The sequence below is a fragment of the Streptomyces sp. NPDC002868 genome (assembly GCF_055563295.1).
The window spans coordinates 138,258-161,298 of record NZ_JBVHDR010000006.1 but is presented as its reverse complement, the minus strand read 5'-3'; the positions used below and the strand labels follow the sequence as shown (position 1 = coordinate 161,298).

The window sequence follows — 23,041 nt, the reverse complement described above, 5'->3', positions numbered from 1 at the left end:
GGTCAGTGCCCCATCCCCATGCCGCCGTCCACGGGGATGACGGCACCGGTGATGTATGAGGCGCCGTCCGACGTGAGGAACCGTACCGTCGCCGCGATCTCCTCCGGAGTCGCCAGACGCGCCAGCGGGACCTTCGCGAGCGCGGCGGCGCGCTGTCTCTCGTTCAGAGCCCGGGTCATGTCGGTGTCGACGAAGCCAGGGGCGACAACGTTGCAGGTGACGCCGCGTGGGCCCATCTCGCGGGCGTAGGAGCGAGCCAGGCCCACCAACCCTGCTTTGGAAGCGGCGTAGTTGGTCTGCCCGGCAGAGCCGTGCAGACCAGCTACGGACGAGACCAGGACGACACGCCCCTTGCGGGCCTGCAGCATGCCGGCCGTGGCACGTTTGAGGACACGGAAGGCTCCGACGAGGTTCGTTTCGAGCACCGCACTGAGGTCGTCCTCCGGCATGCGCAGCAGCAGGTTGTCCCGCGTGATACCGGCATTGGCGACCAGCACCTCGACGGGGCCGTGCCGTGCCTGGATGTCCTTGAACGCCATCTCCACCTGCTCGGTGTCCGTGACATCGCAGCGCACGGCGAGACAGCCCGCGTCCACGAGGTCACGAGGCGGCTCGCCGGACCGGTACGTGATCGCGACCTGCTCGCCGGCGTCGGCGAAGGCCCGCGCGACTGCGTGGCCTATGCCCCGATTGCCTCCGGTGATGAGAACGGATCGGCTCACCGAATTCCTCCTTTCGATCGTGCCCGCGTGCGGTACGGGCGGTGCTCAGGCGAGTTTGTGGACCCAGCCGTACGGGTCGGGACGCTCGCCGGCCTGGATGCCCATGAGCTCTTCCCGCAGCCGCATCGTGACCGGCCCGACGCCGCCACCGCCCACCGTCCACTGTCCATCGACGCTCTTGATCCGGCTCACGGGCGTGATCATCGACGAAGTGCCGCACGAGAACACCTCCGTGAGCGCTCCGGCTTCCGCGTCCGCACGCCACTGATCGACGCTGATCCGCCCCTCCTCCGCCGTGTAACCGAGGTCCCCGGCCAGTGTCAGCAGCGAGTCCCTGGTGATGCCCGGCAGCAGGGTGCCCGTCAACTCCGGTGTGACCAGCCGCGATCCGTAGACGAAGAACAGGTTGCTGGTACCCATCTCCTCCACCCAACGACGCTCCACCGCGTCCAGCCACACCACCTGGTCGCAGCCCTGCCGCCGGGCCTCCTCCATGGCCAACAGCGTCCCTGCGTAGTTGCCGCCGCACTTCGCGGCACCCGTGCCACCCGGCGCTGCCCGCACGTGCTCGCTCGGCACCCACACGGAGACGGGCTGGGGCCCGGCCTTGAAGTAGGCGGCCGCGGGCGATGCGATCACCACGAACAGGTACTCGGTGGACGGCTGGTAGAAGCCTATGGACCGTTGCGTCGCGATCATGAAGGGCCGCAGGTACAGGCTGTGTCCGGGCTGGCGGGGAACCCACTTCTGGTCGGCGGCGACCAACCGTTCCAAGGCTTCGACGTAGGTGTCCTCGGGGAGAGGCGGCATCGCCATCCGCCGGCAGGAGGAGTTCAGCCGCGCGGCATTCGCGTACGGCCGGAAGGTCGCCACCGACGCGTCCGGGCGGCGATACGCCTTCATGCCCTCGAAGATCTCCTGCCCGTAGTGGAAGACCTGGGCGGAGGGTTCGAGAGCGATCGGGCCGTACGGCTCGACCCGAGCGTCGTACCAGCCGCGCTCCTCGGCCCACTTGATCGTCACCATGTGGTCGGTGAACACCTCACCGAAGGCGGGGTCGGACATCAAGCGCTCCCGCTCGGGGTCCGGGGTGGGGACGGCGGGCTGGTGGGCGAACTCGACCGGCATGGGGCTCCTCCGAGATGGTGTGGACTGGGGGTCAGACGGGCGGATTGCCGTGCTTGCGCGCCGGTTGCTCACCGCGCTTGGAGCACAGCATCGTCAGCGCGCGGGCAAGGACGTTGCGGGTGTCGGCGGGGTCGATGACATCGTCGACGAGCCCGCGCTCCGCCGCGTAGTACGGGTGCATGAGTTCCGCCTTGTATTCCTTGACGACCTGCTCCCGTACCGCCTCGGGGTCCTCCGCCTCGGCGATCCGCCGGCGGAAGACGACGTTCGCGGCGCCTTCTGCGCCCATCACGGCGATCTCGTTGGTCGGCCAGGCGAAGGCCAGGTCGGCTCCGATGGAGCGCGAGTCCATCACGATGTATGCCCCTCCGTAGGCCTTGCGCAAGATCAGTTGGATGCGGGGCACGGTGGCGGTGCAGTACGCGTAGAGCAGTTTGGCACCGTGCCGGATGATGCCGTCGTGCTCCTGAGCGACACCGGGCAGGAAGCCCGGTACGTCGAGCAACGTGATGAGCGGGATGTTGAAGGCATCACACATCTGCACGAAGCGCGCGGCCTTTTCCGAGGCCTTGATGTCCAACACGCCGGCCAAGCACTGGGGTTGGCTGGCCACAACCCCGACCGGCCGGCCGCCGACGCGCGCCAGACAGCAGATCACGTTGGTGGCCCAGCGCTCGTGGACCTCGAGGCACTCGCCGTCGTCGACGAACCCTTCGATGACCTCCATCATGTCGTACGGCACCTTGCCGTCGGTCGGCACGATGCGCAGCAGGTCGTCGCAGCGACGGTCAGGAGGGTCGGTCGTCGGACAAACGGGCGGCATCTCACGGTTGTTGGAAGGCAGTAGCGACAACAGGTAGCGCACCTCGGCGATGCAGGTCACCTCGTCGTCGTACGAGAAATGCGCGACGCCCGATGTCCCGGCGTGCACGTCCGCGCCACCGAGCCCGTTCTGCGTGATCTCCTCGCCGGTGACCGCCCGGACCACGTCGGGCCCGGTGATGAACATCTGCGACGTGTCGCGAACCATGAACACGAAGTCCGTCAGAGCCGGGGCATACGCAGCCCCTCCGGCGCACGGGCCCAGGATCACCGAGATCTGCGGGATGACGCCCGAGGCCTGGGCGTTGCGGCGGAAGATGCCGCCGTAGCCTGCGAGCGCGCTGACGCCTTCCTGGATGCGGGCGCCCGCGCCGTCGTTGAGGGAGACGAGTGGCGCGCCGCCCGCCATGGCCATGTCCATGATCTTGTGTATCTTCGCGGCGTGGGCCTCACCCAGGGCACCGCCGAAGATGCGGAAGTCGTGGGCGTACACGAAGACTGTCCGGCCCTCCACGGAGCCCCAGCCCGTGACCACGCCATCCGTGTACGGCCTCTTCGTCTCCAGGCCGAAGCCCGTGGCCCGGTGGCGGCGCAGGGTCTCCACCTCGGTGAACGAACCCGGGTCCAGGAGCAGTTCGATCCGCTCCCGCGCCGTGAGTTTGCCCTTGGCGTGCTGGGCCGCCGTGGCGCGCTCGCTCGGTCCCCGGCGCGCCGCCCGCTTGATCTCACGCAGTTCGGCCAGGCGACTCAAGGCGTCACCGGGTACCGCTGGATCGTCACACGTCTGCGTCTGAGGGGGCATTCCTAGCTCTCTCCTTCTGTGACCGACAGCGTGATCGCAGTGAGCAGCAGGCCATTGCGGCTGGTCCAGCGGCCGTGCAGCTTCTCGGGAAGGTGCTGGTGCCGCCCGCCGCGAGGGCGCAGCCGTACGTCGAACGCCGCCGTGTCGGCCGCGAAGTCGACCTCTGCCTCCCGAAAGCCGAGGAACCGCCCGGTCAGCGGGTGCCAGACCTTATAGACGCTCTCCTTGACGCTGAAGAGCAAGCGGTCCCAGCACACCTCGCGACGACTGGCGATCAGCTCCCGTACGTGGAGGCGCTCTTGAGGTGTCGAGATGAACTCCATGACGTCCTCGGGGACTTCGCAGTTCGGCTCGGCATCGATACCGACCGCCCTGGCGTGGGCCCGACTTGCGACCGCGGCCGCACGATAGCCGTCGCAGTGCGTGATGCTCCCGACCACCGAAGCCGGCCAGTGCGGAGCGCCGCCGGGCGACCTCAGGATCGCCCCGACGGGTTCTCCCAAGTCCGCCAAGGCTTGGTGGGCGCAGTGCCTCCCGGTCGTGAACGCCGCCCGCCGCGGAGTCGCGAAGTGGCGTGCGACGGCTTCCTCCTCCGGGTGCAGGGTGATGCCCTCCGAGTCGCCGTACGCCTCGCGGCCCGCGACGCGCCTCGGGACGACCTCCTCGATCACCAGACCCCCGTGGATCCGGGGACGGTGACGACCTCTCCCCCGCTCTCGAAGGCGCGGCACCGCTGGCGTTGTGCGCCGAGCCCGCCCACCTCCACCTCGAGCAGGTCTCCGGGGCGCAGGAAGTCCACGTCGGGCCGGGCCAGGGAGATGCCTGCGGGGGAACCGGTCAGCACGACGTCTCCCGGCTGCAACACCAGGAACTGGCTGAGGTACCAGACGACGTGGGCGACATCGAAGACCATGTCGCCGGTGCAGCCGTCCTGCATCTGACGGCCGTTGACACGGCAGGTCAGCCTCAGCGACTGCAGATCACCCACCTCGTCCGGGGTCACCAGGTGCGGCCCCAGCGGGGTGAAGGTCTCGAACGACTTGCCCTTGATCCACTGACCGCCCCGCTCCAGCAGCCAGCCGCGCTCCGAGACGTCGTCGGCCGTGCAGAAACCCGAGACGTGGTCGAGAGCATGTTGCCGGCCGGCCAGGTACTGGGCACGACGCCCGATGATCACGGCCAGTTCCACCTCCCAGTCCGTCTTGCGGCTGCCGGGCGGAATGACGAGGTCGTCAAAGGGCCCGACCACCGTCGAAGGCGCCTTGCTCGACACGTAGGGCTCGGTGGGCACCTCCATCCCGGCCTCCACCGCGTGCGCTCGGTAGTTCAGGCCGATGGACAGCACGTGGCCACCGGGCCGCACGGGCGGGCCGACCCGCTCGTGCGGGCCGGCGACAGGCAACTTCGGACCCTCGTGGGCTAGGCGCTCGGCGAGTTCACGCAGTCGACAAGGATCGAGTGCGGCGCCGCTCCAGTCGGGAACCCATGCCGAGAGATCGCGCACCGTACCGTCTGCGTGGACGGCGCAAGGGCGCTCCTCCCCCCGTGGTCCGATCCGCAGCAGGCGCATTCACCCCTCCTCTTCGAGGTACTTCTCGAAAAAGGCGATCTCCGCGTCGGTGAGTCGACGTGGGCGTCCTGCCTTGTAGTCGAAAGGAGCCATGACAGTCGAGGCGGATGCATACACCGTGTCGCCGTCCTTGACGTCGTAGTCGATGGCGACCGTGGCCGACTGGAGCCGTGACACCCACATCTCGATCTCGACCGGCTCGTGCCGGTGCACCAGTTGCCTCTTGTACGAGATCTCGTGACTCACCACCACCGAACCGTCCTTGAAGAAGGCATCGCCCTCGGTCGGTGTCATGCGGAAGATGAAGTCAACGCGGGCCTCCTCCAGATATCGAAGGAAGTTGACGTTGTTGACGATCCCGTAGACGTCCATGTCCGCCCAGCGCAGCGGACAGTGGTATACGTGCCGGGCCATGGTCACTTCCCTCCTGTCGCGGTGGCGGACGGGCCTGCTCCGGTGAGCGCCTGGAAGGCGGAGACGTAGTCGTCCGCGGCTATCGGGGAGCGCAGCAGCTCGGGCGACAGCCAGAAGCCGTCGATCAGCAGCGACGTATGCGGGAGAATGCGTGTGCACGCCTCGTCGATCAGATCGGGCAGCGCCCGCACCTCCTGAGCAGTCAGCGCGCCCTGCGCCAAGTACCAGCCCGCGTCGCGCTGGAGCTCGGTCAGCGCGTAGAGAAGAGCCAGTTCGTGCAGCGCGGCGCGGACGGACGGCTCGTGCGCTTCACCGACGGCGGCGGCGAAGCACTCGAGTGTCACCCGTACCGCTTGCGTACGGGCCATGGCCAGCGCGGAGTTCATGGTGGTGTTCCACGCTTCGAAGTACGTGCGGTCGGTGTCGTCCGTCATCCGGGCGCGGCCCTCCTCGTGCAGCGACCGCTCCCTCTTACCCAGAATCCCCACCAGCAGGTCCAGGTCCAGGAGACCGTCGGGGCCACGCTCGGCCCGGGGCTCCGCGGCGGTCGCGGCGGCGGATCGGGCGAGCAACTGGCCCGCGGTGGTCGCGAGCAACACCTGGTTGTCGCCCTCCGCGGTGACCAGGCCCTGGAGCAGGGAACCGTAGTCCGCAATCCGGTTGGCGCTGAAGATGCCCTGGGCACCGCAGCGTTCCCGGCAGACGGCGACGGTCTCCGTCATCTCCCAGGTGGTGAGGGCCTTCGTGAGGGCGATGAGCACGCCGAGCTCGGCCGAGATCTCGCCGGCCTGGCTCAGGTAGGTGCGCTTGGCGTGGTTGAGCAGGAAGGTCATCGCGTAGACCTTGGCCAGCTGTGTGAAGAGGGACAGCTGGTGGCTTCGGTACTCGATGACAGGCATGTCGTTACGGCCGGGGGCATTGGTGAGTCGCTGCGCCGCGTACCTCAGGGCGATATACACGCTCGCCCGGCCCGCTCCGACGGCCGCGCTGGACACGCAGAGCCTGCCGGGCTGGATGCGGCTCATCGCCTTCAGGAACCGCTTGCGCTGATTGCCCGCGGCCGGCTTGAAGGCACCGTCCTGCGTGAACTCGCCCATGTCGCCGAGGAGCAGGTTGCGGCGCGGCACGCGCACGTGGTCGAACCAGGTCAGACCGTTGTCGAGACCCTGCACGGGCTTCTCCGGGCAGGGCGCGGCGTGGACGCCTTCGCACAGGCCCGCCGCATCGCTGATGCGGACGACGAAGGGATAGACGCCGTGGTCCTTTCCGCCGGCCTTCAGCCTGGCCAGCACCACCGCGACCTTCGGAACATCCTGGAAACCGCTGTACGACATGTACTTCTGTGCGAGCGGGTCCGGCGTGTTGAGTACGAAGGTCTCGGTGTCACGGTCGTAGACCGCTTCCGTGCGCAGCGCCGCCACGTTGTTGCCGTAGCCGAGCTCGGTGGCCATGTACGGGCCAAACGACTCCAGGCCGTCGAGCTCTTCGACGTAGTCCTTCAGGTCCTCCCGGTCACCGCCGTGCTCCGCCACAGTGCCGAAGCAGAGGTTGTAGTGGACCATCAGCAGCGAGAACGTCGATACGTCCAGCAAGGAGGGCCATTCGGCCAGCGCAAACAGCCGGCGCGGGTTCTTCAGGATCTCCAGCGGCCGCTCGAGGCGCCCGTGAACGAAGCGGGACCGCTCGTAGGCCAGTCGCCCGGCCTCGGGCAGGCTCAGTCCGTCGCGGGCGTCGAAGACCGGGTCCAGCAACAGCGCCCGGATGTCGGCGTGCACGTTCTCGTAGGCACCGTCGAAGATCAATCCGGTCAGCTCTGCACGACTGGCGTCACCCTCGTTGGACTCCGCCGGGCCCGGAACCGTGGCACTGGTCATCGCGTCTCCGTCTCCTCACATGCGCGGTCGGTCAAGGCTTCGGGGTCAGGCGGCGATCAGCAGAGCCGTGTTCTGGCCGCCGAAGCCGAAGGAATTGCTCAGAGCGATGTCGACGGAGCCGGAGCGCGGCTCCTTGTAGACGAGGTCGACGTCGACACGGGAGTCCGGATCTTTGAGGTTCGCCGTCGGCGGGATGAGCCCGTGGTACGCGGCGAGCGCGGCGAAGGCCGCCTCGATGGCACCAGCCGCACCGAGCGGGTGTCCGGTGACACCCTTCGTGGAGCTGACCGCCGCGTCGGAGCCGATCACGCGGTGGATCACGCCGGACTCGACGACGTCGTTGAGCGGGGTAGACGTGCCGTGCGCGTTGACGTACCGCACGTCGGATCCGCTCACACCGGCATCGGCAAGCGCCGCGCGTACCGCCAGTTCGGCGCCCCGTCCCTCAGGATGCGGGGACGTCACGTGGTGGGCATCGGCTGAAGCGCCATAACCGATCACCCTGCCGTACGTACGCGCCCCGCGCGCCCGGGCGTGCTCCTCGGACTCCAGGACGACCACTCCGGCGCCCTCGCCGAGGACGAACCCGTCTCGCGTCGCGTCGAAGGGCCGTGACGCCGTCCCTGGTGTGTCCGTCCGCCGCGACAGCGCGCGCATGCGGGCGAACGTCGACGAGTACAAGGGCGTGACGGGAGCCTCCGCGCCACCGGCGATGACGATGTCGGCGACACCGGTCCGCAGCATCTCGCGCCCGATCCCGATGGCGCTGGCCCCCGAGGCGCAGGCCGAACAGGGCGCGAGGCAGGGACCGTTGGCGCCGACGTCGATCGCCAGCTGGCCAGCCGCCATGTTGAGCAGCCCCATGGGCAGTGTCATGGGCGAGACTTCCGAAGGCCCTTCCTCGAGGAGGACCTTGTGCTGGGCCTCGAGTGTCGCCGTACCGCCGGCACCCGAGCCGATCACCACGGCCACTCTGGCGCTGTCCGCCCAAGCGCTCGGCTGATGCCCGGCATCGGCCAGGGCATCGCGCGCAGCCACGATGGCGAATTGTGCATACCGGTCGAACTGCCAGGCGTTACGCAGACCCCTGCGCGCCGGGGAGAAGTCCGGTACCCGGCATGCGATGTCCACGGGAAGGTCCGTCAGTTCGGAATCATGGGCGGCCGTCTTCTTCGCCTTGAGGACGCCCTGCCAGTTCTCTTCGACCCCGATCCCGGCCGGCGTCACCAGGCCGATTCCGGTGATCGCCGCAGCGAAAGGGGTCATCGGACATTCACGCCCTTCTTCTCGACCAGGGATACCAAGTCGGCGACCACGGAGATCTCGGACAGTTCCTCGTCCGAGATCTCCACTCCAAGCCGCTTCTTCACTGCGGTCGCGAGTTCGATCTGGGAAAGCGAGTCGAGGCCCAGATCGTCGAAGGTCGCGTCCGGCGCGATCGACTCCTTGTCGATGTCGAACCTGCTGGCGAAGACCTCAATGACGGAGTCCTGGACAGAGCTCATTTGTTTCCTCCCGAAAGACATGGCGTGATAAGGCGCTCGGTGGTGCTGGCTACTGCACACCCTCGACCGGGATGTCCGGCCAGGTGAGCACGGTCGATCCCCAGGAAAGGCCCGCGCCGAACGCGGACAGCAGCACGCGGTGGCCGGGCCGGAGGGCGCCGGTGTGGGCGATGTCGTTCAACAACAGCGGGACCGAAGCGGCAAGCGTGTTGCCGACCCGGTCGATGTTGACTGCGACGCGGTCCCTCTCCAGGTCCAGTTCGTCCGCCACGGCGTTGACGATGCGGACGTTGGCCTGGTGGCCGACGAACCAGTCGACGTCCGCGACCGACCATCCCTTGCGGTCGAGCACACCCCGCGATGACTCGGACATCCGCTCCACGGCCTGCTGAAAGAGCGGCCGGCCCTCCATGCGCAGATACCAGTCCCCGGCCGGGACCGCGTCGTGACCGAGTCCCGCCGAGGCCGAGCGCTGGCGCGAACCGCCCGCGGGGATGGCGAGCAGATCGGCGCGTGCACCGTCACTGCCGAGGTCGAACGGCCCGAGCGCTCCTTGCTCGTCCGCGTCGCCTCGGCGCAGCACCACCGCACCCGCGCCGTCTCCGAAGATCGGCGCCGTGCCGCGATCCTTGGGGTTGACCAGCGTGGTGAAGGCTTCCGCCCCGATGAACAGCACGCGGTCGGCCACGCCCGATTCGATCAGTCCGCAGCTGGTGGCAAGCCCGTAGAGGAAACCGCTGCACGCCGAGGTCAGGTCGAAGGCGGGAACCGTTCCGAGCCCGAGCAGATGCGCGACTTCCGGCGCCACCGCGGGGCACAACCGGTCGAAGGACGTGGTCGCGAGGACAACGGCGTCGACCATCGCCGTACCGGCGGACTTCAGGGCCTTCGTGCCTGCCTCGACGGCGAGATCACGGGTCGAAAGGCCCTTCGACACCATGCGCCGCTCAGATACTCCGGTCCGTGTCTCTATCCATTCGTGGGTCGTGTCGAGCGTCGCGCACAGATCGTCGTTCGTGACAACCCGGGGCGGAAGCCATCCCCCGATCCCCTCGATCACTGCCGCCATGAGAATCCCCCCTTCGTCGATGACGCTTCTGCGAGTCTCACCGCAAGGGCAAGGCCGACTCAATTGGCCTTTGGTGCATACATGTTCGGCCGTGAACCAAAGGCCAATTGAGGGTCGCGAAATCCGCGGATAGCGTGCTCGCGTGGACGCAACAGCCCTGGAGAAGACGGTCCTGGAAATCGTGCACGCCCTTCCGCCCGGGCGTGTCATCACCGATCCCGCCCTCCTCGCCTCCTATGCGCGGGACGAAGCGGAAAGGGCCCCCTACTCCACACCTGCCGCCGTCGTACGACCGCACGAGACCGCCGAGGTCGCGACAGTGGTCTCCGGCTGTGCCGAGCGGGGTGTCCCCGTCGTGGCCCGCGGAGCGGGTACCGGCCTTTCGGGCGGAGCCAACGCAGTCCCCGGCTGTGTGGTGATCTCCTTCGAGGCAATGAACCGGATCCTGAACATCGACCCGGACGAACGCGTCGCGGTCGTGCAACCCGGTGTCATCAACGAGGAGTTGAGAGAGGCCTGCGCACAGCGGGGATTGTGGTACCCACCGGATCCGGCCAGCTCTCCGTGGTCGACCATCGGCGGCAACGTCGCCACCAACGCGGGCGGCGTGTGCTGCGTGAAGTACGGGGTGACGCGCGACTACGTGCTGGGGCTGGAAGCCGTGGTGGGCCGCGGCGAGGTGGTCCGGCTCGGCCGCCGCACGGCCAAGAGCTCCGCCGGGTACGAACTTGCCGCTCTGATGGTCGGTTCCGAGGGGACCCTGGGCCTGGTCACCGAGGTCACGCTGCGGCTACGTGGGGCCCGTTCCCCGGAACGCACCGTCCTCGGCTACTTCGACGACCTGGTCGCCGCGGGACACGCGGTCGCCGCCGTGACCGCCTCCGGTGTAGTTCCCAGCGCGCTGGAACTCGTCGACCGCTACTGCCTCCAGGCAGTGGACGAGTGGAAGAACATGGGCCTGACCGACGGTGGCAGCGTGCTGCTCCTCGCCCGGACCGACGCCCCGGGAACGGCCGGCGCCGAGGAGGCCGACACCATCGTGCGCGCCTTTTGTTCGGCGGGCGCGACGTGGAGTGCGCAGTCGTCCGACGACACCGAGGCTGAGGCCCTGTTCGCGGCGCGGAGACTGGTCTACCCCGCACTCGAGCGGCTCGGCGCAGTGCTCAGCGAAGACGTCTGCGTGCCGCGTATGCGCGTGCCCGAAATGCTCGACCGCATCGAGCGCGTCGCGGCCGAGCAAGGTGTGCGCATCGCGAGCCTCGCGCACGCGGGGGACGGCAACCTGCATCCCATGGTGGTGGTGGCGCACGGCGACGAGGACGCCCGTCGACGCGGCCACGAAGCCCTGGAGCAGATCGTCGACGAGGCGCTCGGCATGGGCGGCACCGTCACCGGCGAGCACGGCGTCGGACTGCTCAAGATGCGTGGTCTGACCGACGAGTTGAGCCCGGCCGCGCTCGACCTCCACCGGCGGGTCAAACACGCCATGGACCCGGCGGGCATCTTCAATCCCGGCAAGGTCCTCACCCCGTGACCCCGGTCACCGTCCTTCGCTCCGGCGGCCCGCCCCGCCACGTCACTGCTAAGACAGGCCGATGAAGTCATCACCGCCACACCGCCTTCGGCCACACAGGGGCACGGCCGACGACGCCCGTGGGCCGAAGGGCTTTTGGACTCACGACCTCGCGTTGTTCTTCACCGCACGCACCGTGGCCAGGCTCGGCGACATGATGCTTCCGGTCGCCCTCGCGGCCGGGCTTGTCCGGCACGGCTATGCCGCGGGGGGAGTTGGGCTCGCCCTGGCGGCATACACCGCTTGTTTCGCGGGATTCGTCATCTTCGGCGGCGTCGTCGCGGACCTCTTCGGTCCCCGGCGTCTCATGATCGGTGCTGATCTCGTACGGGTCGGTACGCAGTCCACGGCAGCCGCGCTCTTCTTCTCCGGGAATGTCACCCTGTGGCACCTCTGCGCGATAGGCGCAGTCAACGGCGTGTGCGCGGCCTTCTTCCAGCCGGGCATCGCAAGTACCGTGCCCAGCATCACCAACGACGTGCAGAAGGCGAACGGCGTCATCCGCACCGGGGAGTCCGTGATGGCCGTCCTCGGGCCTGCGTTCGCCGGCGTGCTGATCGGCATCGCCTCCGTGGGCTGGGTGTTCGCGGCGCACGCCGCCACCTACGTGGTCAGCGCTCTGTGCCTGTGTCTCCTCCGCTCCCCCACCTGCGCCGAAGCGCGGCCGAAGGGGTTCTTCGCGGGGCTGGCCGGCGGCTGGCAGGAGTTCCGCACTCGAACCTGGATCTGGTCGGTCGTCATCATCTGGATGGTCTTCATGGTTACGGTGTGGGGTCCGACGATCCCACTGGCGGCCACGGAGCTGATCACCCGGCACGGCGAGCGCGCGTACGGCATCGTCAACTCCGGTCTCTGCGCGGGCATGGCGATCGGTGGTCTGCTCGCACTGCGCATCCGGCCGGTGCGCCCGTTGCGCGCCGGAGCCATCGCGTTGTTCGGGTTCGCCCTGGAGCCACTGACGGTCGGAGCCCGACTACCCCTCGCGGGAGTCACGTTGGGATGGGCGGTGGCAGGCGGTGCCATGGCTTTCTGGAGCGTGATGTGGGCAACCAGCATCCAGACCCAGTTGCCCGGCGACGTCTTGAACCGCATCTCCGCCTACGAGGTCGCCGGTTCCGTCGCCATGATGCCGGTCGGCCAGATGATCGCCGGCCCCGCCTCCGGAGTTCTCGGAACTCACCCAGTCCTCCTGGCGAGCGCCGCGTTGGCGCTCTGCACTTGCACGGCCTTGCTGGCCGTGCCCGCCATCCGCAACCTCGTACGGGTCGACGCCGTCAGATGAGCGACGCCGTTCACGTTCATGGTGGGGTACTACCGATCACCAGGGGCGAGCGGCGTCTCACCAGAAGCAAGCGACCGGCCGTCCCCCGTCGACGTGACAGGTCCGGAGAGCCAAGCCGCCTCGTCGGTAGAGTTCTTGGGCGCCCCGTCGCACAGCACATAGCGTGTCGGCGCGATGGCTCCGTCGAAGTCGGGCAGCGCCGCCATGCAGGCCTGGTGCAGAGCATGCGAGGTCAGCGAGCTTCCTGAGGTGTCCACGTACGCGACCAGTTCGGTCTCGCCCGTGTCCGTCACGTCCGTCACGAAGACCGCCGACCCGCGCCCGCGCGCCACCACCTCGACGAGTCGCCGGACCGCGTCCACGTCGACCAGCGAGGCGTCGATCTCCCGCCATTGCGGACCGCGCGGCACTGGCGTGACTCCGCTGATGTCTCCGATCCGGCTCAGTGCGACGTCTCCGTTCGCCGCGGCCACGAGGAGCCTCTCCAATCCGGCCAGAAACTCCCGCAGTTCGGGTTCCGGGAGATAGCGGGTGTCGGACCACAGGGCGATCTCGGCCGTGCCGCTGGTGCGCAGGACGAGCAGATAGAACCGGACCGGCATGAACGTGGCCCGCTGCACGCGGATGGTCGACCCCTCTCCAGGCGCGGCCTGGTCACTCACCTCGACGCCGCCGCCCGGCGCGCTGCGGTCGTTGAACACGCAGTCTCTGGCGAAGCGGATGCCACGCCGGAAACCCACCTTCTCGATCCGGTCCCACAGGTCCAACGGATGGACCTGACTGTGCTGATACGCCGCGAGGCTCCCCGTCCAGGCCCGCCGTACCAGCGCGTCGAACGTCCCGTCGCCCGGCGTGAGCAGGACCAGTGCGTCCTGGGAGATGGTGCCGACGTACCGCTCCGTGCGAGGTGTGTTCCGATTCGCGGCGATCGCGGTGAGCGCGCACCGGGGCAGACCAGCCCGGTGCGCAAGGACGGCGGCCGTGGCAGCCAGCATTACGGCGGAACCGCTCGCCCTGGTCCTGGCCGCGATCACGGGGAGCGCCTCTGCGATAGCACGGGACTCCAGCAGGCCGCGAAGGTAACGGTCGGCGTCACCACCCGTAACTACGGGCACAGCGAGCACGGACTGCGGTACGCGCTCCATGACCTTGTCCCAATGGCGCAGGGCGGCGGCGTTACGCTCCCGCCAGGCCGGCGATTGCTGCTCCAGGGCCAGCTCGAGCGGTTGCGCGGCGCCGGAGCCGTTGCGGTCCCCGCGTCGGGCCAGAGCGTTGCGCAAATCCTCGGTGACGATCCGAAGCCCTTCGCCGTCCACCGCGATGTGGGAGTAGGCGACGACCAGCCGGACGGGAAGGCCTCCCGGTGCCAGGACCGCCGCGCGGAGCGGGAGTTCCCGCGCAAAGTCGAAAGGGCTGCGAGTCAGCGTCTCAAGGACCCCTGCGAGCGTCCCTTCGTCGTCCGGCACGTCGTGGACCGCCAACCTCAACTCGCCCTTTCCCAAGACGCATTGACGTCGGCCGTCGTCGAAATACACCGTGCGTAGGGATTCGTGCGTCATCAGGAGAGCGGCGAACACCTCGGCCAGCCTGCCCCGGGATGTACCGGCCGGCAACTCGACGGCGTGGGTGAGAAAGGAGCTGTACCGGTCGTGCGGGTATCGGGCACGCCGATGGAACGTCTTCAGCTGAGCCCAGCCGGCCGGGCCTTCCTTGTCCGGTCCGGCGTCGAAGTTCACCGTGAGCCTGTCCGACGGGCGCACCTAGTCGTCTCCCTCCTTGGTTCGGCGCGGCCTGGGAGCCGTGGCTGCCGCCCGCAGGACGTCGGGCCAGTTGTCCGGATCGCCGCCGAGGTGGCCGTGTATCCACTCCGCCCAGCGGTCCAGGCCGAAACCCACGCAGGCGGAGTGGGCCGGCGTGCCGTCGGGCAGGGTGATGCCGAACTCGAGCCCGAAATGCTGCTTGTGCAGGTTGACAGACGTGACGGCCACTGCCGACGAACCGTCCGCCGGCAGTCCGCGCAGTTCGTGCTTGAGGCTGAACGCGGACTGGTAGCACAGCAGGTCCGCACGCTCGGACGTGAAGAAGGGGTCGCTGGCTGTCGTAAGCGTGCACGGCAGACCCACGTCGCGGGCGAGGTCCGCGACCGCATCCAGCATGGTGTCGCGGAACGACTTGGCACCGGCGGCGTCCCCGACGAAGACCAGTTCCCTCATGTCGAAGGACCACAAGCGAGTTGCGACGGTCTCCGCCCCGACCTCGTACCGTCCGCACATGCCGCGCGCGGTGAGAGTGGTGGGTGCGGGCAACGCGCCATCCGCGAGTCCGGCGAACAGGTTCATGCATACCGCGGGTGCCAGGCCCACAGGGGCAGGGATCAGCTCGGCCGCTGCGGTAACCGGATCCGGCGACTGGGCGAACCGGTCAAGTGCCCGCAGGTTCTCCCGTACCACCGCACAAGCCGTCAGATGCTGGGGGAAGTTGCGGATGTATCCGGTGCGGCGGAGCGTCTCCCAGGAAACCAGGTGCGGCACGAGGCGCTCTGTGGCACCCGCGTCCTCCGCCAGTCCGAGGAGGACCGTGTCCAAGGCCCTTACCAGCCGGGCCAGTTCCATTCCCCCGACGCGTAGCCCGGGCCCCACCCACGTCGCATCTGCCCCTGGCGCCCCGGAGCCGGATCGGCCGTCGAACTCGAGCACCACGTGCGGAGCGCGCGCAGTCTCCAGCGCCGCCCGCGCGTGGGCCTCGTCGAGCAGCACAGCGGTCGCCTCCGTGCTGTGACCGGGCTCCGCGACGTATCGCACCTTCGCCCCGGGTTCCTTGTGCTCCAGCCAGAACCTGCCGTCACCCGGCAGACAGTAGGGCAGAAGATCTTCGAAGGTCCGGCGCTGGGACGGTTCCAGCGGCGCCGGCGCCTGCCAGGTCACCACGTCGCTCATATCGTCCTCACCACGTCGCTCACGGCACGGAGCTGGTAGACGCATTCAGAATCGCGGACCGTACGGAAGGTGCGGCCCTGCGCCGGGGCCAGAGGCCCTCCGCTGAGCCTGAGCTCCTCGACGCGGTCCAGCACACCGTGGAGCACAATCTCCAACTCCTGCTGGGCCAGTCCCATGCCCAGACAAACATGCCGTCCCATGCCGAAGGTGAGCGGCGTCCTGACCGCCCGCTCCGGGTCCCACACGTGTGGACTCGGGTACACAGCAGGGTCGCGGTTCGCGCTGGCGAGCACCACTTGGAGCGGCGTGCCTTCGGGGATGTCGACGCCGCCGAGCGTCAAATCCCGGGAGGCGAAGCGCAGAGTGACGTGGAGGGGAGGTTCGTGACGCAGCGTCTCGGCCACGACCGCGGGGACAAGGGAGCGTTCCTTGCCCAGGCGGTGGAACACCTCCGGCTCGGCGGCCACCCGGCTGAGCAGATTGGTGATGCCCGCCGCCGTGGTCTCCGTGCCCGCCGCAAGCAACAGGACCGATGTGTTGACGACGTCGGCCTCACTGAGAGTCTCGTTCTCGGCCAAAGCGTTCAACAGGCCGTCGGCACCCGGACCGTCCGGCAGGGTGCTGCGCAGGTGGTCCCGCAACTCCCCGCGCGCAGCGACGACTTGCTCCAGACTTACGGTGCCGTGATCCACGTAATCCACCAGGGGCCGCATCAAGTCGTGCAGCCGCCTGGTATCGCCGTCCGGCAGGCCCATGACGCGGCAGACGACTGCCATGGGCAGCCGCTCGGCAAGTCGAGCGATGAAGTCACCGCGCCGTCGCGTCAGGAGATCGTCCAACATCCGTCCGGCCAGCGGCGCCACCACGCGTCGGCCGAACTCCGCGGCGGCACGCGGCCGAAAGGGTCCCGCCGCCGCCGACCTCAGCCGTGCGTGATGCTGTCCGTCCTGGTCGAGCATGGTCGGCCCGAAGGCCCGGCGGCTGACCCGGAAGGGGTGGAAGGCGGTGAAGTCAGGCGACGTCATCACCCGACGCACGTATTCGTAACCGAAAACGAAGTAGGCACCATAACGCTGCGACAGATGCACGGGCTCGTGCTCCCGGTACCAGTCGTACGACGGCCAGGGGTCCCGCTGGAAGTCCGTCGCCGCGAAGTCGATGTCGTGGACGCGCCTGTTCCCCCGCAAGCTGTCCTTCGCGCTGGTGGGCACGTGCGGCCTCCTTGGCTAGGGGTTGAACTTGAGCGGGCCGGAGCCCGCGATGAACTCGTCGAGGCCCGTCAGATCGGCCAGTGTCCGCTGCTGCTCTCGCATCGTCCGGCGCAGCCGGTCCTCACGCTCGCGCAGTACCCCGCCCGCGGCGAGAACGGCCGACACGTGGCTCTCCGGCAGGAGCAGGAACCCGTCCTCGTCGCCGAAGATCCAGTCCCCGGGGGCCAATCGGCATCCCGCCACATCCACCGTGTCGGGGACCGCCTCTGCCAGTACGGCGGTGGTCCGCGCCGATACGAAGTTCACCTCCGTGGAGAAGACCGGCACGGGGATGTCGGCGAGGGCCTCCAGGTCTCGTACCGCCCCGTTCACCACGATCCCGCCCAGGCGCTGCACTTCGGCGGAGGCGACGTAGATGTCACCCGCCAGCCCTTCGGACGGGCTGATCTCGTTGTGGATGAAGATCACCCAGCCCGGAGGGGCCGCGGCCAGCGCCTGGAGGCAAGGCAGCATGTCGTCCGACGTCGTGACGGGGAAGACTGGTCCGCATACCCGGGGCCGGCCGTTGCGCGGCACCAGAGGCAGTGCGAGCGGGTTGGTGAACTCAGCTGCGCTGTCGGCGAGTTGAGCGCACGACACTTCGGCGAAGCGACGCCGGAAGGCGGCGATCTGTTCTTCGCTGTATTTCGAGGACGCGGTTGTCATCGGGCGGCCCCCTCGGCCTGGACGAGATCCCACAGGCCACGCATGGTGTAGAAGTTCTCGATGTCGTGCTCGGACAGGTCGAGGGAGCAGCCCGTCAGTGACTCGATGAAGACGATCATGCGGATCACCGAGAACGAGGTGACCAGACCGAGATCGAAGAGATTGTCATCGTGCCCGAGTCCCTCCAGCACGGCCCGTTGGCCCTCCTGGTCCGGTTGCATCGACTGCAGGAATCCCCGTAGCTCATCGTAGAATTTCGCGGTTTCCATGGATCCTCCTGAGTTCTCCCGTGCGGTGGGACAGGTCAAGCCCGGCTGCCGGCCAGCGCCCCGCCCACTACGTCAAGTCCTTCGGTGATCTGTTCCGGTGGCGTGGTCAAAGGGGGAGCTATCCGAATCCGCTGACCTCGGGCGCCCCCCGACAGCATCAGCACTCCGTGGTCGAAAGCCGTCTGCACCGCCTCGCGGCCGGCCACCTTCGTCGGCTCGAACGACAGGGCCGGGCCCGTGACGTGAAGGTCGCGCACCAGACCATCGGCCGACCACTTCTCGGCTCGGCCGCGGAAGAGCTCCGCGATGCGCTCGCCCATGCCGGCCACCGGATTGCTGTCCAGGTAGCCGAAGACCCGAAGTCCGGCGCGGAATCCGAGAGTCGCCGTCTGGAAGGTGTGCGCGAGGTGAACCCGCCCGGCGACGGAACGCTCCAGTTCGGCCTGGTAGACGACGGCGGAGAGCGGATACGTCCCGTTGGTCAGGGACTTCCCGAACAGGACGATGTCCGGCGCGAGCCCCCACGCCCGTGACGGACTCAGCGAGCCATGTCGGTGGAATCCGCACTGGATCTCGTCGGAGATGGTGAGCACGCCGTTCTTCCGAGCCCTTCCCTCCAGCTCTGCGAGCCAGTCGGTATCGAGCGGCACATAGCCGTTCGCGCCCTGGACCGGTTCGTAGATGACCGCCGAGATGTCCTGCCAGGTCTCCGGGAAGGAGCCCACGGGCAGGTGGTCGATCTGCGCGGACAGCAGCGCGGGCAGTCCGCTGTCCTGCAGCGCGATGTCGCGCTGTACGGTCGTCGCGGCCAGCGCGTCCAGGCCGAGTCCGTGAAACGCCCCTTCGATGGCCAGGATGCGCCCCGGCCTGCGCCTGCGGGCCAGCGCGAAGGCAGTGGACACCGCAAAACTGCCGCCCACCTGGTACAGAACTCTCCGCGCGCCGCCGCCGACCGCGGCGCACAGCCGCCGGGAGAGCAGCTCGGCCTCTTCCGGGTAGAAGAGGGCCGCGACGTCCGACCCTCGGGAGAGAGCCTCTTCCACGTCCGGGTTACGGTGCCCGAAGTTGACGGAGGCGTAGGCCGACATGAAATCGGAGCACGTGCGCTCCCGGCCGTCGGTGTCGCGGAGTACGAGGGTGGCATTGTCGGCGTCGACAAGCACGTGCGGCTCACCCAACGCCCCGCTCTCGTCCAGACTGCTGAGACGCCGACTGCCTAGGGGATCGCGTGTCGCCATGCCATTCCTTCCAAGAAGACTCGCATACGTCTCATCGCTTCGGTCAGCCGCTCGATCGACTGCGTGCAGGCGATACGGACATGTCCGGCGCCTTGTCGGCCATAGACGCTGCCCGGCACTACCGACACCCCTGTCTCGTTCAGCAGGCGGCGGGAGAACTCCCGGTCCGACAGTCCCGTTCCCGTGATGTCAGGGAACAGGTAGAGCCCTTCGCCCACCGCTGCCGACCGAATACCGGGCATGGTGACGAGTTCGCCGTGCACGAGGTGTCTGCGCCGGGCCGCTTCGACCACTCGCTCGGTGACCCACTCCCGGCTGTTCAGGGCGGCTGGGATGATCCTTTGGACCACGGCCGGCATGCAGCAGGTGGTGTTCACCATAAGGTCCGCCAGATCCTTGGCCAGCTCCGGCGCGGTGATGGCGATTCCGGCCCGCCAGCCGCACATGGAGTGACTCTTGGACAGGGACTCCATGAAGATCGTCCGCGGGTGCTCCGCAAGGTCCCCGTACAGGGACGGCCGACCTCCGCCGGGTTTGAACTCCCGGTAGGCCTCGTCGAAGACCACGTACAGTCCCGAGTCGTCGACGACCTCCATGATCTTCTCGATCTGTTCAGCGGGGATCACCGAACCCGTGGGATTGTTCGGCGAGTTGACGATGATCAGTCGGGTGCGCCGGGTCACCAAGGAGCCGATCTCGTCGGCATCGGGCAGGAAACCCGCTTCACCACGCAGCGGATAGGGCACGGGAACCGCGCCCGCGAGCCGGACCAGTTCCGCATACGGCGGAAATCCCGGATCCGGCAGCAGCACCTCGTCCCCGTGCCCCGCAACGGCCAGCAGCGTGAGGTAGAGCACCATGTTGCTGCCCGGCACCAGCACGACGCGCCCCGGGTCGACCCGCGCCTCCATCAACTCCGAGTAGCTGGCAGCAACTTGGAGCCGCACGTCAAGCTCTCCGGCCGCCTCCGTGTACCGCCGGCCACCATCGGCGAGGGCGGCCGGGAGCGCGTCGAGCACGGCGGGCGGTGGCCGCCAGTCCGGCTCGCCCAGCTCCAGGTGCAAGACGTCCTGGCCCGCCGCCTCGAGGCGCGCGGCTTCGGCCCGCAGGGCGAACGCCGAGCCTCGTTCCAGGCGGTGCACCGGCGCCGACCGCGACCGGGTGTCCACGACCACGGCTGCGGTCGCGGGAGTGGTCCGAGCAGCAGTCGAGGCCGCTTCCCCAAGACTCACCGGTCGGCCTTCAGCAGCCTCAGCGCGGCGTCCGCCACGTCCTGCTCGAGCGGCCAAGTGTGCTGCTCCAGGGCGGGGGTCGACGGCACCGGCACGTCAGGGCAGCACACGAACTCGACCCTGCCGCCCAGCCGCGCGGCCAAACCCTCGACGTCGTGGAGCGCGGAGAGGATCTGGGCGGGTGCACCCGACCGGGGCCCGTCGTCGACGAATACCAGGCGTCCGGTGCGACGCACGGACTGTGCGATCGTGTCGACATCCAGTGGAACGAGGGTTCTGGGGTCGATCAGATCGCAGGACACCCCCTGCGAGGCGAGCAGCGCCGCCGCTTCCGCTCCGACCTTCACGGCTCCGCCGATGGCCAGCAGGGTCACGTCCGATCCGGAGCTCAGGGTCGCGGCCTGGCCGAAGGGGATCGGCTCGGTGGCCAGGGCAGCCGCCAGTCGCACACCACGCGCCAACTCCGGCGCGACGAAGAACAGCGTCGGGCCGGCGTCCCGGACGGCTGTGCGCAGCAGACCGCATGCGTCCTCCGCCGACCCCGGCACCACCACCCGGAACCCCGGAAGCTGCATGAACACCCCATACGGGCATTGCTCGTTCTGCGGACCGAGCTGCTGACGGCCGCGGGTGGCCGAGGTGACGACCATGGGCACTTGGTAACCGCCGTCGGACATGTAGTGCAGCCTGGCGGCGTGGTTGACCAGCTGGTCCATGACGAGGAAGGCGAAGGACGCGCGGTTGAGGTCGACGATGGGCCGCAGTCCGGTCATCGCGGCCCCGACCGCCATGCCGGTCATGGCCTGCTCGGATATGGGACACGTGCGGATGCGCTCAGGGCCGAACTCCCGCTGCCAGGAGGCCGGCGTACTGGTTGCGAGGAGGACGATCCGCTCGTCCCGGCGAAGTTCTTCTTCCAGTACGAGGTCGAGCACGGCCAACTCGTTCACGACGCCTCCGGCCAGATGTGGGTGAAGACCTGGCGCCGCTCGGGCCACGGCGCGATCCGGGCACGGTCCACAGCATCCGTGACGACAGCCCGTGACCGCGCCTGGGCACGGTCCAGCTCCTCCTGCGCAACACCGTCGTCCAGAAGCCGCCGGGCCAGCAGGGTCAGCGGGTCGCGCGCCCGCCAGTGAAGCAGCTCGTCCTCCGGGCGCTTCTCCGTCGACGGCTTGTCGAACTGGAGGTGGAACTCCGTCAGGTACGTACGGGCCTCGATGAAGGACGGTCCCGCTCCGGCCCGTGCCGCCGACACCGCGTCACATGCTGTGCGATATACGGCCGTCACCTCGTTCCCGTCGACCGAGACGGCGCGCATCCTGTGCCCTTGAGCCACCCTGAGCAGCGAGGTGTCCGGATACACCTCCTCGGTACGCGTGCCGCCTTGGTAGCCGTTGTGCTCGCACACCATGACCAGCGGGAGGCGCTGCACCACGGCGATGTTGAGGGTCTCGTGGACCACCCCGCTGCCCAGTGCTCCGTCGCCGAAGAAGACGACGGCCACCCCGCCGGTGCCGCGGACCTGCTCCGTCATTGCCGCGCCGGCCGCAATCGGAATGCCCGCACCTACCAGGCCGCTGGAGACCAAGATGTTGTTGCCTGGGTCGGATATGAGTGCCGCCGCCTTGCCGCCGCACAACCCCGTGCTCCTGCCGAACAGTTCGGCGGTCAAAGCAACCGGTGAGGTGCCCCGGGCCAGTGCGTGCCCGTGTCCGCGGTAGTGGCTCACCAACTGATCCCGCGGCTTCAGCGCATCGCACACTCCAACGGCGATGGCCTCCTGACCGACATACGGATGGACCGGCCCAACCACCTCGCGCGCCGTCCGCAGTTCCATCATGCGGTGTTCGTACGCGCGGATGAGGCTCATCGTCTCGTAGCAGGACAGCAGGTCCTGAGAGGAGCTCACGTCCTTGGCTGGGACATCCGCCAGCCCGGTATCACTCATCAGTCGTCTCCTGGAGTGAGGAAAGAAGAATCGCGTACGGCAATTCGAAAGACGCCGTGGAAGAAAACGGGCGGCATTCCCAGGTCATCCATGGAATTCATCGACAGCGATGAGGACCCGTCACCGCGCCTCAGTCGCGACGCTTGGCGGCCACCATGATCCCGCTGCTCACGGGGAGATCCACTGCCACGAGACGCGGATCGGAGAGAATCGTGTCGCGTACGCGGGTCACCGATTCACGATGCTTGGTGGATTGGTACCGGGACAGGTCCATGTCGTCAACGACCAGCATTCCCGAGGGCTGCAACGCCGATACGGTCAGGTCGAGTCCGGACCACTTTCCGCCTTCGGCGTCGGCGAAGATCAAGTCAAAACGCCCCAGCTCCGGAAGCTCCTTCTCCACGTCGGCAACCCGCACCTCGACCCACTCGGGCCACGCGAACTCCCTGGCTGCAGCGGCAAGTTCCGGATCTCGCTCAAGCGTAAGAACCGTCACGTCGCTTCGGTGCTCGAGCCCTGAGACCAGCCAGGCCGCGCCCACGCCGACGCCGGTGCCGAGCTCGAGAACACGCCCGCCAGGAGGAACAGCACTCGCGAGAGCGGCAAGGAGCCTGCCCACCATTTCCTCGCAAGACAGCTTGAAGCCCCGCGCCTTCGCGGACTTCAGAGTCTCAAGAACAAGCCCAGGAACGTCACTCATCGCAATCCAATTCCCAAATCCCGTACCTACATGCAGGC

Annotated in this window: 22 protein-coding genes; 2 read left to right on the top strand and 20 right to left on the bottom strand. The window is 68.3% G+C overall.

Translation table 11 applies throughout. The annotated features are described in order from the left end of the window. Positions 1-2: 2 nt before the first annotated feature. The 10 genes from fabG to ACZ3H8_RS19870 are packed head-to-tail and all read right to left on the bottom strand — an operon-like array spanning position 3 to position 9,906. The gene (gene fabG, locus ACZ3H8_RS19915) at positions 3-722 is read right to left on the bottom strand and encodes a 3-oxoacyl-[acyl-carrier-protein] reductase (protein ID WP_467403564.1); all 720 of its coding nucleotides are present in this window, start codon (positions 720-722) and stop codon (positions 3-5) included. A 45-nt stretch (positions 723-767) separates the two neighbouring features. Beyond that, complete coding sequence (locus tag ACZ3H8_RS19910) at positions 768-1,850, bottom strand: branched-chain amino acid aminotransferase (protein WP_467403563.1); 1,083 nt, start codon at positions 1,848-1,850, stop codon at positions 768-770. 31 nt (positions 1,851-1,881) lie between these two features. Beyond that, complete coding sequence (locus tag ACZ3H8_RS19905; RefSeq protein WP_467403560.1) at positions 1,882-3,474, bottom strand: acyl-CoA carboxylase subunit beta; 1,593 nt, start codon at positions 3,472-3,474, stop codon at positions 1,882-1,884. Between the two features lie 2 nt (positions 3,475-3,476). Continuing rightward, positions 3,477-4,145 (bottom strand): 4'-phosphopantetheinyl transferase family protein, encoded by a 669-nt coding sequence (locus ACZ3H8_RS19900; RefSeq protein ID WP_467403559.1) that lies wholly within the window; start codon positions 4,143-4,145, stop codon positions 3,477-3,479. Continuing rightward, entirely contained in the window at positions 4,142-5,044 is a 903-nt protein-coding gene (locus ACZ3H8_RS19895; RefSeq protein WP_467403556.1) for a fumarylacetoacetate hydrolase family protein, read from the bottom strand. Before ACZ3H8_RS19895 ends, ACZ3H8_RS19900 begins: the two co-directional genes overlap by 4 nt. Continuing rightward, positions 5,045-5,458 (bottom strand): acyl-CoA thioesterase, encoded by a 414-nt coding sequence (locus tag ACZ3H8_RS19890; RefSeq protein ID WP_467403554.1) that lies wholly within the window; start codon positions 5,456-5,458, stop codon positions 5,045-5,047. A 2-nt stretch (positions 5,459-5,460) separates the two neighbouring features. After that, positions 5,461-7,332: an acyl-CoA dehydrogenase family protein gene (locus ACZ3H8_RS19885; protein ID WP_467403551.1), complete on the bottom strand. Its 1,872-nt coding sequence runs from the start codon at positions 7,330-7,332 to the stop codon at positions 5,461-5,463. A 45-nt stretch (positions 7,333-7,377) separates the two neighbouring features. Continuing rightward, positions 7,378-8,598, bottom strand: coding sequence for a beta-ketoacyl-[acyl-carrier-protein] synthase family protein (locus tag ACZ3H8_RS19880; protein ID WP_467403550.1), 1,221 nt, complete (start codon positions 8,596-8,598; stop codon positions 7,378-7,380). After that, positions 8,595-8,837: an acyl carrier protein gene (locus tag ACZ3H8_RS19875; protein WP_467403547.1), complete on the bottom strand. Its 243-nt coding sequence runs from the start codon at positions 8,835-8,837 to the stop codon at positions 8,595-8,597. The genes ACZ3H8_RS19880 and ACZ3H8_RS19875 overlap by 4 nt, the downstream gene beginning before the upstream one ends. A gap of 49 nt (positions 8,838-8,886) precedes the next feature. Further along, a complete protein-coding gene (locus ACZ3H8_RS19870; RefSeq protein ID WP_467403545.1) occupies positions 8,887-9,906 on the bottom strand; it encodes a beta-ketoacyl-ACP synthase III in 1,020 nt (339 codons plus the stop codon). A gap of 142 nt (positions 9,907-10,048) precedes the next feature. Here ACZ3H8_RS19870 and ACZ3H8_RS19865 point away from each other — a divergent pair, with 142 nt between their 5' ends. Then, the gene (locus tag ACZ3H8_RS19865) at positions 10,049-11,440 is read left to right on the top strand and encodes an FAD-binding oxidoreductase (protein ID WP_467403542.1); all 1,392 of its coding nucleotides are present in this window, start codon (positions 10,049-10,051) and stop codon (positions 11,438-11,440) included. A gap of 154 nt (positions 11,441-11,594) precedes the next feature. Further along, positions 11,595-12,761 (top strand): MFS transporter, encoded by a 1,167-nt coding sequence (locus ACZ3H8_RS19860; RefSeq protein ID WP_467403541.1) that lies wholly within the window; start codon positions 11,595-11,597, stop codon positions 12,759-12,761. A gap of 29 nt (positions 12,762-12,790) precedes the next feature. On the opposite strand, the gene ACZ3H8_RS19855 is transcribed toward ACZ3H8_RS19860, so the two are convergent. From ACZ3H8_RS19855 to ACZ3H8_RS19810, 10 genes are all read right to left on the bottom strand, one after another. Beyond that, positions 12,791-14,521 (bottom strand): condensation domain-containing protein, encoded by a 1,731-nt coding sequence (locus ACZ3H8_RS19855; RefSeq protein WP_467403538.1) that lies wholly within the window; start codon positions 14,519-14,521, stop codon positions 12,791-12,793. After that, positions 14,522-15,697 (bottom strand): class-II aminoacyl-tRNA synthetase family protein, encoded by a 1,176-nt coding sequence (locus ACZ3H8_RS19850; RefSeq protein ID WP_467403537.1) that lies wholly within the window; start codon positions 15,695-15,697, stop codon positions 14,522-14,524. It abuts the gene before it with no gap. Continuing rightward, positions 15,694-16,908 carry a cytochrome P450 gene (locus tag ACZ3H8_RS19845; protein ID WP_467403534.1) on the bottom strand — a complete coding sequence of 405 codons (1,215 nt, stop codon included), beginning with the start codon at positions 16,906-16,908 and terminating at the stop codon, positions 15,694-15,696. The genes ACZ3H8_RS19850 and ACZ3H8_RS19845 overlap by 4 nt, the downstream gene beginning before the upstream one ends. Before the next feature lie 15 nt (positions 16,909-16,923). Next, positions 16,924-17,613 carry an RraA family protein gene (locus ACZ3H8_RS19840; protein WP_467403533.1) on the bottom strand — a complete coding sequence of 230 codons (690 nt, stop codon included), beginning with the start codon at positions 17,611-17,613 and terminating at the stop codon, positions 16,924-16,926. Continuing rightward, on the bottom strand, positions 17,610-17,882 hold the full coding sequence (locus ACZ3H8_RS19835; protein ID WP_381951388.1) for a hypothetical protein: 273 nt from the start codon (positions 17,880-17,882) through the stop codon (positions 17,610-17,612). The genes ACZ3H8_RS19840 and ACZ3H8_RS19835 overlap by 4 nt, the downstream gene beginning before the upstream one ends. A gap of 35 nt (positions 17,883-17,917) precedes the next feature. After that, entirely contained in the window at positions 17,918-19,120 is a 1,203-nt protein-coding gene (locus ACZ3H8_RS19830) for an aminotransferase class III-fold pyridoxal phosphate-dependent enzyme (RefSeq protein WP_467403529.1), read from the bottom strand. Next, entirely contained in the window at positions 19,099-20,352 is a 1,254-nt protein-coding gene (locus tag ACZ3H8_RS19825; RefSeq protein WP_467403528.1) for a pyridoxal phosphate-dependent aminotransferase, read from the bottom strand. The genes ACZ3H8_RS19830 and ACZ3H8_RS19825 overlap by 22 nt, the downstream gene beginning before the upstream one ends. Then, a complete protein-coding gene (locus ACZ3H8_RS19820) occupies positions 20,349-21,302 on the bottom strand; it encodes an alpha-ketoacid dehydrogenase subunit beta (RefSeq protein ID WP_467403526.1) in 954 nt (317 codons plus the stop codon). Before ACZ3H8_RS19820 ends, ACZ3H8_RS19825 begins: the two co-directional genes overlap by 4 nt. Further along, positions 21,299-22,303 carry a thiamine pyrophosphate-dependent dehydrogenase E1 component subunit alpha gene (locus tag ACZ3H8_RS19815; protein ID WP_467403524.1) on the bottom strand — a complete coding sequence of 335 codons (1,005 nt, stop codon included), beginning with the start codon at positions 22,301-22,303 and terminating at the stop codon, positions 21,299-21,301. The genes ACZ3H8_RS19820 and ACZ3H8_RS19815 overlap by 4 nt, the downstream gene beginning before the upstream one ends. A gap of 130 nt (positions 22,304-22,433) precedes the next feature. After that, on the bottom strand, positions 22,434-23,003 hold the full coding sequence (locus tag ACZ3H8_RS19810) for an O-methyltransferase (protein WP_467403522.1): 570 nt from the start codon (positions 23,001-23,003) through the stop codon (positions 22,434-22,436). Between the last annotated feature and the right edge of the window lie 38 nt (positions 23,004-23,041).

Bases quoted from the DNA above. Each gene is read 5' to 3' on its own strand.
- ACZ3H8_RS19910 (WP_467403563.1), bottom strand. From the start codon at position 1,850: ATGCCGGTCGAGTTCGCCCACCAGCCCGCCGTCCCCACCCCGGACCCC.
- ACZ3H8_RS19905 (WP_467403560.1), bottom strand. From the start codon at position 3,474: ATGCCCCCTCAGACGCAGACGTGTGACGATCCAGCGGTACCCGGTGAC.
- ACZ3H8_RS19895 (WP_467403556.1), bottom strand. From the start codon at position 5,044: ATGCGCCTGCTGCGGATCGGACCACGGGGGGAGGAGCGCCCTTGCGCC.
- ACZ3H8_RS19890 (WP_467403554.1), bottom strand. From the start codon at position 5,458: ATGGCCCGGCACGTATACCACTGTCCGCTGCGCTGGGCGGACATGGAC.
- ACZ3H8_RS19885 (WP_467403551.1), bottom strand. From the start codon at position 7,332: ATGACCAGTGCCACGGTTCCGGGCCCGGCGGAGTCCAACGAGGGTGAC.
- ACZ3H8_RS19880 (WP_467403550.1), bottom strand. From the start codon at position 8,598: ATGACCCCTTTCGCTGCGGCGATCACCGGAATCGGCCTGGTGACGCCG.
- ACZ3H8_RS19875 (WP_467403547.1), bottom strand. From the start codon at position 8,837: ATGAGCTCTGTCCAGGACTCCGTCATTGAGGTCTTCGCCAGCAGGTTC.
- ACZ3H8_RS19870 (WP_467403545.1), bottom strand. From the start codon at position 9,906: ATGGCGGCAGTGATCGAGGGGATCGGGGGATGGCTTCCGCCCCGGGTT.
- ACZ3H8_RS19850 (WP_467403537.1), bottom strand. From the start codon at position 15,697: ATGAGCGACGTGGTGACCTGGCAGGCGCCGGCGCCGCTGGAACCGTCC.
- ACZ3H8_RS19840 (WP_467403533.1), bottom strand. From the start codon at position 17,613: ATGACAACCGCGTCCTCGAAATACAGCGAAGAACAGATCGCCGCCTTC.
- ACZ3H8_RS19835 (WP_381951388.1), bottom strand. From the start codon at position 17,882: ATGGAAACCGCGAAATTCTACGATGAGCTACGGGGATTCCTGCAGTCG.
- ACZ3H8_RS19830 (WP_467403529.1), bottom strand. From the start codon at position 19,120: ATGGCGACACGCGATCCCCTAGGCAGTCGGCGTCTCAGCAGTCTGGAC.
- ACZ3H8_RS19815 (WP_467403524.1), bottom strand. From the start codon at position 22,303: ATGAGTGATACCGGGCTGGCGGATGTCCCAGCCAAGGACGTGAGCTCC.
- ACZ3H8_RS19810 (WP_467403522.1), bottom strand. From the start codon at position 23,003: ATGAGTGACGTTCCTGGGCTTGTTCTTGAGACTCTGAAGTCCGCGAAG.